Origin of the sequence: Flavobacterium sp. B183 (genome assembly GCF_023539155.1) — a bacterium.
GTDB lineage: Bacteria > Bacteroidota > Bacteroidia > Flavobacteriales > Flavobacteriaceae > Flavobacterium > Flavobacterium tructae.
Genome location: NZ_CP097434.1, coordinates 413,439 through 426,404 on the forward strand (window position 1 = coordinate 413,439; position 12,966 = coordinate 426,404).

The 12,966-nt window shown below is 36.2% G+C and carries 10 protein-coding genes; 5 read left to right on the forward strand and 5 right to left on the reverse strand.

The features are described from left to right. Positions 1-36: 36 nt before the first annotated feature. From obgE to M4I44_RS01960, 4 genes are all read right to left on the reverse strand, one after another. Positions 37-1,038, reverse strand: a complete 1,002-nt coding sequence (obgE, locus tag M4I44_RS01945) for a GTPase ObgE (RefSeq protein ID WP_017495041.1) — start codon at positions 1,036-1,038, stop codon at positions 37-39. Between the two features lie 101 nt (positions 1,039-1,139). After that, positions 1,140-2,414: a hemolysin family protein gene (locus M4I44_RS01950; RefSeq protein ID WP_081603501.1), complete on the reverse strand. Its 1,275-nt coding sequence runs from the start codon at positions 2,412-2,414 to the stop codon at positions 1,140-1,142. A gap of 211 nt (positions 2,415-2,625) precedes the next feature. Further along, positions 2,626-3,198 carry an adenylate kinase gene (locus M4I44_RS01955; protein ID WP_017495043.1) on the reverse strand — a complete coding sequence of 191 codons (573 nt, stop codon included), beginning with the start codon at positions 3,196-3,198 and terminating at the stop codon, positions 2,626-2,628. A 74-nt stretch (positions 3,199-3,272) separates the two neighbouring features. Then, positions 3,273-3,803, reverse strand: coding sequence for a phosphoribosyltransferase (locus M4I44_RS01960; RefSeq protein ID WP_017495044.1), 531 nt, complete (start codon positions 3,801-3,803; stop codon positions 3,273-3,275). 213 nt (positions 3,804-4,016) lie between these two features. Here M4I44_RS01960 and M4I44_RS01965 point away from each other — a divergent pair, with 213 nt between their 5' ends. The 5 genes from M4I44_RS01965 to M4I44_RS01985 all read left to right on the forward strand — a co-directional run bounded on the left by M4I44_RS01965 (position 4,017) and on the right by M4I44_RS01985 (position 9,352). Continuing rightward, on the forward strand, positions 4,017-4,571 hold the full coding sequence (locus tag M4I44_RS01965) for a hypothetical protein (RefSeq protein WP_249966368.1): 555 nt from the start codon (positions 4,017-4,019) through the stop codon (positions 4,569-4,571). A gap of 132 nt (positions 4,572-4,703) precedes the next feature. Then, the gene (locus M4I44_RS01970) at positions 4,704-5,852 is read left to right on the forward strand and encodes a 5-(carboxyamino)imidazole ribonucleotide synthase (RefSeq protein ID WP_017495047.1); all 1,149 of its coding nucleotides are present in this window, start codon (positions 4,704-4,706) and stop codon (positions 5,850-5,852) included. A 67-nt stretch (positions 5,853-5,919) separates the two neighbouring features. Then, positions 5,920-6,405: a 5-(carboxyamino)imidazole ribonucleotide mutase gene (purE, locus tag M4I44_RS01975; protein WP_012022518.1), complete on the forward strand. Its 486-nt coding sequence runs from the start codon at positions 5,920-5,922 to the stop codon at positions 6,403-6,405. Positions 6,406-6,520: 115 nt separating this feature from the next. Continuing rightward, positions 6,521-8,548 (forward strand): M3 family metallopeptidase, encoded by a 2,028-nt coding sequence (locus M4I44_RS01980; RefSeq protein WP_249966369.1) that lies wholly within the window; start codon positions 6,521-6,523, stop codon positions 8,546-8,548. Between the two features lie 144 nt (positions 8,549-8,692). Continuing rightward, positions 8,693-9,352 (forward strand): vancomycin high temperature exclusion protein, encoded by a 660-nt coding sequence (locus tag M4I44_RS01985; protein ID WP_249966370.1) that lies wholly within the window; start codon positions 8,693-8,695, stop codon positions 9,350-9,352. 35 nt (positions 9,353-9,387) lie between these two features. On the opposite strand, the gene M4I44_RS01990 is transcribed toward M4I44_RS01985, so the two are convergent. After that, positions 9,388-12,876 carry a T9SS type B sorting domain-containing protein gene (locus M4I44_RS01990; RefSeq protein ID WP_249966371.1) on the reverse strand — a complete coding sequence of 1,163 codons (3,489 nt, stop codon included), beginning with the start codon at positions 12,874-12,876 and terminating at the stop codon, positions 9,388-9,390. Between the last annotated feature and the right edge of the window lie 90 nt (positions 12,877-12,966).

Sequence of the window (12,966 nt, forward strand, 5' to 3'; positions counted from 1 at the left end):
CTGTTTCCAGAACACCTTTATTACAAATTGTATTTTTTATTCGTTAAGCATTTTCCAAAGCTTATCTTTTAAATCTGTTAAACCCTGCTGGGCAACTGATGAGATAAACATATATGGAACGTCTTTGAAAGCGACGTCTAATTCGGTCTTCAATTCAGCTTTCAGTTCGTCGTCCAGCATATCACATTTAGAGATTACTAAAAGACGCTCTTTGTCTAACATTTCAGGATTGTACTTGGTTAATTCATTAACCAAAATATCGTACTCTGCTTTAATATCCGGTGTATCAACCGGAACTAGAAACAATAATGTTGAATTACGTTCGATATGACGCAAAAAGTAATGACCTAAACCTTTCCCTTCTGCAGCTCCTTCAATAATCCCGGGAATATCTGCAATTACAAAAGATTGATAATCTCTGTAAGCCACAATTCCTAAGTTTGGCTTTAAGGTTGTAAAAGGATAATCGGCAATTTTTGGTTTTGCCGAAGTTAAAACAGACAATAGGGTTGATTTTCCGGCATTTGGAAAACCTACTAAACCAACATCGGCTAATACTTTAAGCTCTAAAATTACATCCATTTCTACTCCCGGTAAACCCGGCTGAGCATAACGAGGTGTTTGATTGGTTGAACTTCTAAAGTGCCAGTTTCCTAAACCTCCTTTTCCTCCTTTTGAGAGGATTCTTTTTTCACCATCTTCGGTAATTTCGAATAAGGTTTCTCCTGTTTCTTTGTCTTTTACAACAGTTCCTAAAGGCACTTCGATAAATTTATCTTCTCCGTCAGCACCTGTACTACGGTCTCCTCCTCCATCTCCACCGTGACCCGCTTTAATATGTCGTGCAAATTTTAGATGAAATAATGTCCAAAGTCCTTTATTCCCCACCAAATACACGTGTCCTCCACGACCACCATCACCTCCGTCAGGGCCTCCTTTTTCAATAAATTTCTCTCTATGTAAATGCGTAGATCCTTTCCCTCCTTTACCGGAAGAAACATAAATCTTAACATAATCTACAAAATTTCCTTCTGTCATTTTTACTTGTTTATGTGTAGTTTCAGGTTTCAGGTTTCAGGTTTCAGATTATGCATTGCGCAACCTGAAACCTGAAACTTAAAACTTAAAACAAATTCTTTCTACTCTTTAAGCGCTTTTACCAACACTTTATCAATCTTTACGCCATCCATATCGATTACTTCCAGCACAAATTTTTGCCAGATTAATTTTTCGCCTTCTTTTGGAATATGTGAAAGCTCTGTCATAATCATTCCGCTTACCGTATTTACTTCATAATCGTTTGTCAATTCGTCTAACTCAAAATAAGTTAAAAAATCGTGTAACGAATAATGTCCGTCAACGAGCCACGAACCGTCTTCTCTTTCAATTAACTGAAATTCATCTTTATAAAAATCAGATGCATCACCTACTAAAGCTTCCAGAATGTCATTTAGGGTAATAATTCCCTGAAAAACACCATACTCATCAGAAACTAAAGCATAATGAATTCCTGTTTTTTTGAAATTCTCCAATGCCTTGTATGCCGTTGTCTGCTCCATCAGATAAGGCGCATCAATCATGATTCCCGCCAAATCAAAATGTTCACTTTCTATGTTTGCAAAGATATTCTTTAGGGTTACAACCCCCACAATATCATCATAATTGTCTCTGTACACCGGATAAACAGTATGCAAATCCTGTAGAACCAATTCCTTAATCTTCGTTTTATCGGCATTGAAAGGCAGCATATCAACTGACTTACGGTGTGTCATCAACGAATTTACTTTTCGATCCCCAATGTGAAAAACACGTTCTACAATATCTTGTTCGATTTCCTGAACTTCTCCACCCTCAGTTCCTTCTTTGATAATTGCTTTAATTTCTTCTTCTGTTACTTTACCGTCGGCAGTTGGTTTAATCTGAAATACATTCAGTAAAAAATCTGTCGAAGAAGTAAGCAGCCAGATAAAGGGCGCTGTAATTATCGAGATGGTTTTCATAGGCAGCGCTACCATTTTGGCAATCGACTCCGGATAATTTAAACCAATTCGTTTTGGCAATAATTCTCCTAAAACCAAAGAGAAAAATGTCAAAACCACGACAACAATCCCTACTGCAACAGAATGTGCATAGGGTTTTAAAAATGTAAATCCGCTAACAAAAACTTCAACATCCATTGTTATCTTATCACCACTGTAAATACCGGTCAAAATACCGATTAAAGTGATTCCGATTTGCACGGTGGATAAAAACTTGTTTGGAGAATTGGCCAGATCAAGTGCTATTTTAGCACTATTGTTTCCTTTTTTTGCGGCAGTTTCAAGTCTGTTTTTCCGGGCCGAAATCAATGCAATTTCTGACATGGAAAAAACACCATTCAATAGTATTAGAAAAAATATTATTAGTATTTCCAATTTTTGGTTTATTCGTTATAAAATTGTCTCCATCAAGATAATTCTGTCATCTTAAAACTTCGTCTCCCTATCATTCAAAAGAATCCTGTCTTAAAAAACTAATTTTTCTTCCCAGAAAACAGCAACCCAAAGATGCACGTTTTATGACAAGAAAAATAGTTCTTAAAAGTCCCGATCGCAGTCGGGATGAAACGACAGCCGAAAAAAGCTTCTACAAATTATCTATAACTGACGTTAATCGCTCTGTAATTTCTTCGATAGTTCCGATACCGTTCACGGCATGAAACTTATTTTGCTCTTTATAATATCCAATTAGCGGAGCTGTTTTTTCATTGTACTCCTGGTATCTTACTCTGATTTTCTCTTCGTCCTGATCGTCAGCTCTTCCGCTTGTTTTTCCTCTTTCTAACAAACGAGCCACTAGAATTTCATCATCTGCTTCTAATGCAACAGTCGCCGTTACACTTGATCCGATCGTTGGTAAAAATTGATCTAAAGCTTCTGCCTGATCTAAAGTTCTAGGATAACCATCGAACAAAAACCCTGCTGTATCAGGATGTTTTTTCACCTCATCAATTAACATTGCAGTAGTTACTTCGCACGGAACTAACTCTCCGTTGTCCATAAAAACTCTCGCTTGTTTTCCTAAATCTGTATCATTTTTTAAGTTAAAACGAAAAATATCTCCTGTCGAAAGGTGTGTTAATTTGTACTTTTCTTTTAAAAATTCTGCCTGAGTTCCTTTACCTGCCCCTGGCTTTCCAAATAAAACAATGTTAATCATAATATGAGTAAGTGTTGTGACTTCTATTTTACAAGAAGTTTTAAATGAATATATAGTTGTGTGCGTGTTTAAATTTATTCTGCCAATTTATAAACTTCGGGCAAATTTCTTCCCAAACCATCATAATCCAGTCCATAACCTACAATAAATTTATTCGGAATTCTGATTCCGATATAATCTATTTTGATATCTTTTTTATAAGCTTCCGGTTTAAAAAACAATGTAGCAATTTTAAAATGCTTTACATTTTGCGCTTTAAACAGTTTTTTCAACTCTTCAATTGTATTTCCCGTATCAATAATATCTTCAATAAGAATAACCGTTCTTCCTGATAAATCCTGATTGATTCCTATTAACTCTTTTACCGTATTGGTACTTTCAATTCCTTCGTAAGAAGCCATTTTGATAAATGAAACCTCACAAAGGCCTTTGTATTTCTTCAAAAAATCGGCAACTACCATGAAAGCCCCATTTAATACACCAATAAAAATCGGGGTATCGTCTCCAAAATCATCTTCTACCTGTGCTACTATTTTACTTAAAGCGAAATCAATTTCTTTAGCCGAAATAAACGGAACAAATTGTTTATCGTGAAGTTGTATCATTATTTTTACATTTAAAATAATGGGCAAAGATACAGAATTAGAAATAAACTGCGGGTATCAAAACAAACTGCATACCTATTTTTTTAAGAATGTTAAATATCACTTACTATTTAGAAATCTTTTCTTAAAAACAGGTCTGATTTTATTAAATCAGCAGATTTTAAAACCATAACGTTAAATTACTTATTTTAGACCTGTCCTAAACTCCTCAAAATGTCTTCTGAATTACAAACGAAATTAGACTACGTAAAAGCTTATCGGGAAAACCGTCTTAATGTTGCAAACGAAGTTTTAGAAAACCCATCCTTATTTAAAGAACTTGTTTCAATTTGTTTTTCTCCATCAGACAAAAACAATCACAAAGCCTGCTGGATTATGGAATTTGTTTCATACCAAGAATTGATCTGGCTGCAACCGTATCTTGATTTTTTCTGTTCGAATTTGAAACTTTTAAAAGACGAAAGTGCCATCCGTCCTATCGCAAAAGTTGTTCAGCTATTGGTAAAAGCCCACTATAAAAAAAATGAAAACGGCATTTCTCTTTCCGAAACTAATCTGCAGGATTGTATAGAAGCATCATTTGACTGGCTTATCAATGATGTAAAAGTAGCCACCAAGGCTTATTCAATCAGAACTTTATACCTATTAGGCAACCATTATGACTGGATACATCCTGAACTGCAAGTTATTCTGAATAAGGATTATGGCGATCATTCTGCTGCTTACAAAGCCGTTGCCAAAGAAGTTTTAAAGAAAATAGAGAAGTAGTATTTTTGTCATGAATTATATTTCCAAGTCAGAAAAAGTAAAAATTCGTGAATTCGTGGCGAAAAAAATAGTGCAAAACGATTTTTTGGCTAAAAAAAGATTAAAAAGTATCTTTGCAAAAACACAACTACAATGAATTATTTTTCTTCTGATTTTAAATTAGGAATATTAGGCGGCGGACAATTAGGTAAAATGCTTTTGTTTGACACCCGAAAATTTGACATCCAAACTTATGTTCTAGACCCAAGCGACGAAGCTCCAAGTAAATTTGCCTGCAATAAATTCTTTCAGGGGGATTTAATGGATTATGAAACAGTTTATAATTTTGGAAAACAAGTAGATGTTCTGACTTTTGAAATCGAACTGGTTAACCTTGAAGCCCTGACACAATTAGAGAATGAAGGCTTGAAAATCTATCCTTCGCCTAAAACCTTAAAAGGAATTCAAAACAAAGGAATTCAAAAACAATTTTACGCCGATCACCATATCCCGACAGCACCATTTGAGCGCTTTGAAAATTTAGAAGGTCTAAAAGCTAAAATTCAAGATATAAAATTACCATTTGTATGGAAATGCACTGAGTTTGGTTACGACGGAAACGGCGTAAAAGTAATTCGTCAGATTTCGGATCTGGATGCTTTACCAAATGTAGAATGCATTGCAGAAACTATGATTCCGTTTAAAAATGAATTGGCTGTTATTGTCTGTAGAAATCCATCAGGAGAAATAAAAACGTATCCGGTTGTTGAAATGGAATTTCATCCGGAAGCCAACCAGGTCGAATATGTAATCTGTCCTGCCAGAATTGATGAGAAAGTAGCCGAAAAAGCAAGAGCGATTGCCTTAAATGTTTCGGAAAAATTTAATCATGTTGGTCTTTTAGCTGTTGAAATGTTTCAGACTAATGACGATGATATTTTAGTAAATGAAGTAGCTCCGCGTCCGCACAATTCAGGACATTACTCGATTGAAGCCAGTTATACTTCGCAATTCGAAAATCATTTGCGTGCGATTTTGGATCTTCCTTTGGGAAATACCGACAGTAAAGTTGCCGGAATTATGGTTAATTTAGTAGGTGCCGAAGGATTTTCGGGAGATGTTGTTTATGAAAATATCGAAACCATTTTGGGATGGAACGGTGTTACCCCACATATTTACGGTAAAAAACAAACGCGTCCTTTTAGAAAAATGGGGCATGTTACCATCGTAAATGAAAACATGTCCGAGGCGAGAAGAATTGCTGAGGACGTTAAGAATACGATTAGAGTGATTAGTGAATAGTCGCAGTTTTCATTCACAGTCAACAGTCTGAAACCTGAAACAAAAAAACCTGAAACAAAAAAATAAAATGAGCAAAGTAGCCATCATCATGGGAAGTATCTCTGACATGCCGGTCATGCAGGATGCTATCGACATATTAAAACAATTTAATGTTGAAGTTGAAGTAGACATCGTTTCGGCACACCGAACGCCGGAAAAACTATTCGATTTCAGTAAAAATGCACACACTCGCGGAATTTCGGTAATTATTGCCGGAGCCGGAGGAGCTGCACACTTGCCAGGAATGGTTGCCTCAATGTCGCCACTTCCGGTAATTGGAGTTCCGGTAAAATCAAGCAATTCTATTGATGGTTGGGATTCGGTACTATCGATTCTTCAAATGCCAGGCGGAGTTCCTGTTGCAACAGTAGCGCTAAACGGAGCTAAAAATGCCGGAATCTTAGCCGCACAAATCATTGGAAGTCACGATAAAAAAGTACTTGATACTATTATTTCGTATAAAGAAGAATTAAAAGCGGCAGTTAATAAAGCGGCTGAAGGATTAAAGAAGTAAAAATTAATTCCACAGAGATTCACAAAAACAAACACAAAGCTTCGCAAAGAATAATTAAAAAAACTTTGCGAAGCTCTTGTTTTCTTAGCGAAACTTTGCGTAACACAAAAATACTATGAGCATCTTAACACAACATTTCAATACGAAACACAATACAGCACCTTTTTCGCAAATTAAAATCGAAGATTATGTTCCTGCTTTCAACGAAGCAATTGCTTTGGCTAAAGCCGAAATTGATGCCATCGTAAACAATCCGGATGAACCCACTTTTGAAAATACGGTTGTAGCAATGGATTTTACAGGCGATGTTCTGGATCGTCTTTCCAGTATTTTCTTCAATCTGAATTCGGCAGAAACCACTGATGAGATGCAAAAAATTGCACAGGAAGTTTCTCCTTTACTTTCGGAGTTCGGAAATGACATTACCTTAAATGCAGCATTATTTGCTAAAATCAAAATCGTTTACGAGCAAAAGGAAAAGCTGAATTTAAATCCGGAGCAAACTACGCTTTTGGATAAAAAATACAAAAGCTTCTCTAGAAACGGAGCCAATTTACCTGAAGATAAAAAAGAAAACTTACGTGAAATCGATAAAGAATTGTCGAAATTAAGCCTGCAGTTTGGCGAAAATGTTTTGGCCGAAACCAATGCTTTTGAGTTGCATTTAACTGACGAAAAAGATTTAGCAGGTTTACCGGAAGGCACTATCGAAGCTGCGAGATTATTAGCTAAAAGTCAGGAAAAAGAGGGCTGGATTTTCACTTTAGATTATCCAAGTTATATTCCGTTTGTAACGTATGCCGATAATCGTGAATTACGCAAAAAAATGGCGATTGCCTTTGGTGCAAAAGCTTTTCAAAATAATGAATTTGACAATCAGGAGAACGTACTGGCAATTGCCAAATTACGTTTTAAAAGAGCTAATTTATTAGGATACAAAACTCATTCTCATTTTGTTTTAGAGGAAAGAATGGCCGAGAGTCCGGAAAAAGTTTTCTCTTTCCTTAATGATTTGCTGGCCAAAGCAAAACCTGCAGCTCAAAAAGAGTTTGCCGAATTAACCGCTTTTGCCAAAGATTTGGACGGAATTGAACAATTGGAAAAATGGGATGGTGCTTACTATTCTGAAAAATTAAAACAGCAGCTTTTCAACTTAGATGACGAAAAACTGAAACCTTATTTTCAATTGGAAAAAGTTTTAGACGGAGCTTTTACGGTTGCCCAAAAACTTTACGGGTTAACTTTTACGGAAGTTTTTGATATCGATAAATATCACGAAGAAGTGATGACATACGAGGTAAAAGATGCAGAAAACAATTTAGTTGCTATTTTCTATGCGGATTTTTTCCCTAGAAGAGGAAAACGAAACGGGGCCTGGATGACCTCTTTCAAATCGCAATCTATAAAAGATGGGACAAACGAAAGACCTCATATTTCGAACGTTTGCAACTTTACAAAACCAACAGAAACCAAACCTTCGTTATTGACGTTTAATGAAGTTACTACTTTGTTTCACGAATTTGGTCACGGTTTACACGGAATGCTTGCCAACACCACTTACCCTAGCTTGTCCGGAACTTCTGTATTTTGGGATTTTGTAGAATTACCAAGTCAGATTATGGAAAACTGGTGTTACGAGCCTGAAGCTTTGGCTTTATTTGCCAATCACTACGAAACGAACGAAATTATTCCGATCGAATATGTTCAAAGAATTAAAGAAAGTGCCAGTTTTCAAGAAGGTCTTGCCACTTTGCGTCAATTGAGTTTTGGACTTTTGGATATGGCCTGGCACGGACAGGATCCGACAGGTATTACGGATCTAAAAACTTTTGAAACAGAGCAATTTGCGAACACTCAATTATACCCTGACGTAAAAGAGAATGCAATGAGTACTGCCTTTTCTCATATTTTCCAGGGCGGTTATTCTTCAGGATATTACAGTTACAAATGGGCAGAAGTACTGGATGCTGATGCTTTTGAATATTTTCAGGAAAACGGCATCTTCAATTACGAAGTCGCCGCAAAATTCAGAGACAATGTTCTCTCAAAAGGAGGAACGGAACATCCTATGACTTTATACAAACGTTTCAGAGGTCAGGAACCAAAACCGGAAGCTCTATTGAAAAGAGCAGGATTACTTTAAGAGTATTAGACTTCTTAGCGTATGAGATATATTTAAAACCGAGGTAGAAATGCTTCGGTTTTTTTATTCAATCAGACTACAAATACCAAAAATAATTTTACTTATCTTCACCATTCTTTTTAACCTTTATCTTCGAAATTCAAATTGAAAAAGCTTTTCAAAAAACTAATTTACCTTTTCATCATTGGGGTTATTGCAATCATTTCTATTAATTGGTATGTAAAATCCTCAACTCGTGATTTGATCCATCACACTGTAAACAATCTTCCAAAAAATGAGGTGGGAATTATTTTTGGAGCCGGAATCAACGGTGATCAGCCCAGTAAATATTTAAAAGACAGACTGGATGCCGGAATTCTATTGTATAAAACACATAAAATAGATAAAATTCTGCTTTCAGGCGACAATGGCCGAGATGAATATGATGAGCTTACCGTTATGAAAACATATTGTTTCAATCACGGAGTTGACACTACTAAAATATTTATTGATTACGCCGGCTTTGACACCTACTCCACTATGTACAGGGCCTCACATATTTTTAAAATTAAAAAAGCAACTTTAATTTCTCAGGAATATCACTTAAACAGGGCCATTTACATTGGACAAAAACTTGGGGTAAAATCAATTGGATTTTCTGCCAACAAAGGAGAATATCTGGGATATCAATATGTAACTTTTAGAGAATGCGGTTCTATTTTTAAGTCTTTTTTTGATGTTTTAAGAAATCGCGAACCCCGCTTTTTAGGAAATGAAATTAATATAAATGGTGTTTCCAATTATTCGAAAGAGGATAAACGATAATAAAGGTCTTTTTTTACTTCCCAAAAGTTTCCGGACTATCTTTTTAGAGAAAAATGACTTCTTATTTGTTTTGTAATCCCCGGGTTATTTATCTCTTCATACGTTAGAACAAACCAATAATCTGAAGCAAAAACAGGACTGTTTCTATAAGTGCCATCCCATCCCGGACTATCTTTAGTCAAATGAGTGATGAACTTACCATATCTGTCAAAAATATCGATCTCTAATTTGGTGAAATTCTCCAAATTATTTACATGCCAGGTATCATTATATCCATCACTATTAGGCGTAAAAAACTTAGGATAATCAAATTCGGTTAATTCAGGTTTTTGTAACTCACAATCTTCTTTGTTTAAAAAAACCACTTTTGCCACAGAAGAAAGTAAATAACATCCCATACTGGTAACAACATTAACGGTATAGTTTCCTTCCTGAGTTGCAACATAAGTATTCGTACTGGCTCCGGAGATAGCATTGCCATCGACTTCCCATTGATAGGACTTAATTGTGTGATTTGAAGGAATGTTCACCTTCAAAACAGTATTGTCCCCTTTACAAATCATTAAATTTCCTTCAATTACTACCTCTGCCGGTATTATATTCTCCTCAATAATTAAAACATCATCCATTAAAAGACTGCAACTTCTTGTTGAAATTTTAGTCAATCGATAAGTTCCTTCCTTAGCCGGAGACCCGATTAATGTATGCAAACCTGTATTGTTTATTGTTATGGGAGATTGAGCTATTCCATTTAATTCATAATCTATTGTAAATGGTCCCTGATCTTTACTCGTAATTTCTACCTGAACTCCTGAATTCTCTCCTAAACAAAAATCTCCCCCATACTTGACTAATTTAGCGTTTGCAGTAAATGGTTCTTCATTATCAATTACAAGAGTATTATCTAATGAAAAGCTACATCCTCCGTTTGAAATTTTTGTAATTCGATAGATTCCGGCCTTAGAGGGAGCTGTTACTAAAGTATGTAAACCCGCATCATTTATAGTTACAGGAGATTGTGGTATTCCGTTAATTTCATACTCTATTACAAAAGGGCCTGAATCGGGACTCATAATTTCTACCTGTACTCCTGAATTCTCTCCTAAACAAGCATTCCCTCCGTATTTAATTAGGTCGGCGCTGGCTTTAGGAGGCACTCCTCCATAAATAATTAAAGTATCATCCAGCAAAAAATCACAGCCTTCAACTGAAATTTTTGTTAATCGATACGTTCCAACATTTGCCGGAGCCATTATTAAGGTGTGCAAACCTGTACTGCTTATCGTTACAGGAGATTGAACGGTTCCGTTAATTTCATATTCTATTGTGAATGGTCCTGATTTCGTACTAGTTATGTTTACTTGAATCCCTGAACCTAGCCCAGAACAAGAAACTCCTCCATATCTCGTTAATTTAGCACTGGCTGATGCTGGAATTTCTTTATTAATAACAATTGTATCGTCAAGCACCGAAGTACATCCCCCTGTAGAAATTTTAGTCAATCGATAAGTTCCTTCCTTAGCCGGAGCAACTATTAAAGGATGCAAACCTATATTATTTATTGTTACGGGAGATTGAGCCACTCCGTTTATTATATATTCTATTATAAAAGGACCGGATCCAGTGCCGTTTATTTCAACCTTAATCCCTGCTCCTGTTCCCGTACATGTTCCTCCTCCGTCTTTAACTAATTTTGCTGATATTGCAACTCCAACATTTTTTATTTCTATAGGTTCGCACACAACTTCTCCGGCAGAATTAGCATCACTGATTGCAACAATAGCATATGTTCCTTCTGATAGAGATGCCGAATTTATCGAATACGGATTTTGTGAAGTGGTTATTTCCGGATAAACAATTTCCGGAGATACATCTGTTCTCTTGTACGTAAATTTATAAGGAGGTGTACCGGAGAAATAAACTGTTAATCCTAAATCTTTTCCGCAGCCTCCGTTAAATCCTTCCATTCTGGCTGTAGGAGCATAACACCCGTTTGATTCGTTACCATAAACTTCAGACAATCCTTTTTTAGGATCAAAGGCTGGCAAAAAGACAACTATTGCCTCTACTACATCGTGCATCTGGTATCTGAAAGAGATAGAATTCCCTCCATTGATACGATCAAAAACAGGTTTGACTGCGGCTCTGAAATTTGTTTCTGTTACTCCGAAAGCAGCATAAAAAGGCGTAATTTTTTTTATATACTCGTCTACGTCACTCCATTCAATTTGTGAGTCATAAAATCCTCTAAATGTATGAGCCGATTTATCGGTTACGCCCCAGATAGCCGCATCTGTCCAGCTGATATCTGCTATCCTGTCGTCTAATACTTTTGTGAGCCGGTTAATTTGTTCTGCATAAAGTCGGTCCAGACCGGAAGGTGAAGCCGGAGAGATGTAATCCATCAAATTTGTTGCAGCGACAGCGTTCGCACGATTTTTAACAAAAACAGGTTCAAAAGCACCACTGTTCATTCCCTGATTATAAGCCAGAGCTAAAATTTTAACCGCTGCATAAGGATCTTTTGAGTCTTTTATGAATCCTACGGGATTCCAGCATTTAACATATTGCCAAAAAGCAATATTTCTGTAATCATGATACGTTTTTATAATCGATTGAAACTCAAAACTTGCTCCTATGGCCGGATCGCTTATAAAATTATTCTTAGGAACCTGAGGTATAAAACAAGGATAGTTCATAAACATCTCCATCCAGCTTCCTCCCATCTCTTGCTGAAAGTATCCTGCTGCGACACTCCCTGTAGTATCATAACAATTAATTCCACCGTTAATTAAATCCTGATAAGGGTATTTTTTTGTGACCCAACTTGGAGCAATAAGTTTACTCCCTTCGCAGCCTGCGTTTATTTCCTGAATTGTTGTTGCAAAATACTCATTGATACTCATGGCCTCAAATCCCATCAGGTTGGTAAACAAACTGTGAGAAACAGCCATACCAATAGCCCAGCCTTTTCTGTTTTCGGGAATATAAACATCTACACGTTCACCCCATGCCCAGACAGAACCTTCACCGATTTTTATTTCATTACCATTAGGTCCCGCAGGTTTTATGGCGCAGATACTGCTAAAGCTTTTTTCACACTTAAAATTCTCGGTAGCCGGAGGAGTATAACAAGTAATTCCTTTTATGGGAGTACCATTTAATGTACCCTGGCCCGGCGGAAACATTCCCGGCACATAATCCATCGTGATACTATAAGTTGTAGTTCCTACCGGCAGAACATTTCCCCAAGTCGTTTTTTTAAGCTCAACTATACCGTTATCTCCGTTTTGAATGACATCCATTCCGGACCACATGATAACATTAGAGACTCCTTTCCAATTAAAAACAAAACTATAATTCGGTATGGAAGCATTCGTATTATTATGAACTTTAAAATCCAAAACAATCGTATTTCCATATTTAGCGGTCATACAAAACTCATAACTTACTTGAGAATACGCGTTATTTAGGTTAAACAAAAAAAACAATAAAAGAAGTGGTATTTTATAAAATTTCATCATTATTTATTTGTATTTATTAGGATCTCCAAACAGTTCATTTTCGATCGGCATAAAGAATTAGATGACCTAACGAATTTAACTTTATTAGTC

Bases quoted from the DNA above. Each gene is read 5' to 3' on its own strand.
- obgE (WP_017495041.1), bottom strand. From the start codon at position 1,038: ATGACAGAAGGAAATTTTGTAGATTATGTTAAGATTTATGTTTCTTCC.
- M4I44_RS01955 (WP_017495043.1), bottom strand. From the start codon at position 3,198: ATGATTAACATTGTTTTATTTGGAAAGCCAGGGGCAGGTAAAGGAACT.
- M4I44_RS01980 (WP_249966369.1), top strand. From the start codon at position 6,521: ATGAGCATCTTAACACAACATTTCAATACGAAACACAATACAGCACCT.
- M4I44_RS01970 (WP_017495047.1), top strand. From the start codon at position 4,704: ATGAATTATTTTTCTTCTGATTTTAAATTAGGAATATTAGGCGGCGGA.
- M4I44_RS01960 (WP_017495044.1), bottom strand. From the start codon at position 3,803: ATGATACAACTTCACGATAAACAATTTGTTCCGTTTATTTCGGCTAAA.
- M4I44_RS01990 (WP_249966371.1), bottom strand. From the start codon at position 12,876: ATGATGAAATTTTATAAAATACCACTTCTTTTATTGTTTTTTTTGTTT.
- purE (WP_012022518.1), top strand. From the start codon at position 5,920: ATGAGCAAAGTAGCCATCATCATGGGAAGTATCTCTGACATGCCGGTC.
- M4I44_RS01965 (WP_249966368.1), top strand. From the start codon at position 4,017: ATGTCTTCTGAATTACAAACGAAATTAGACTACGTAAAAGCTTATCGG.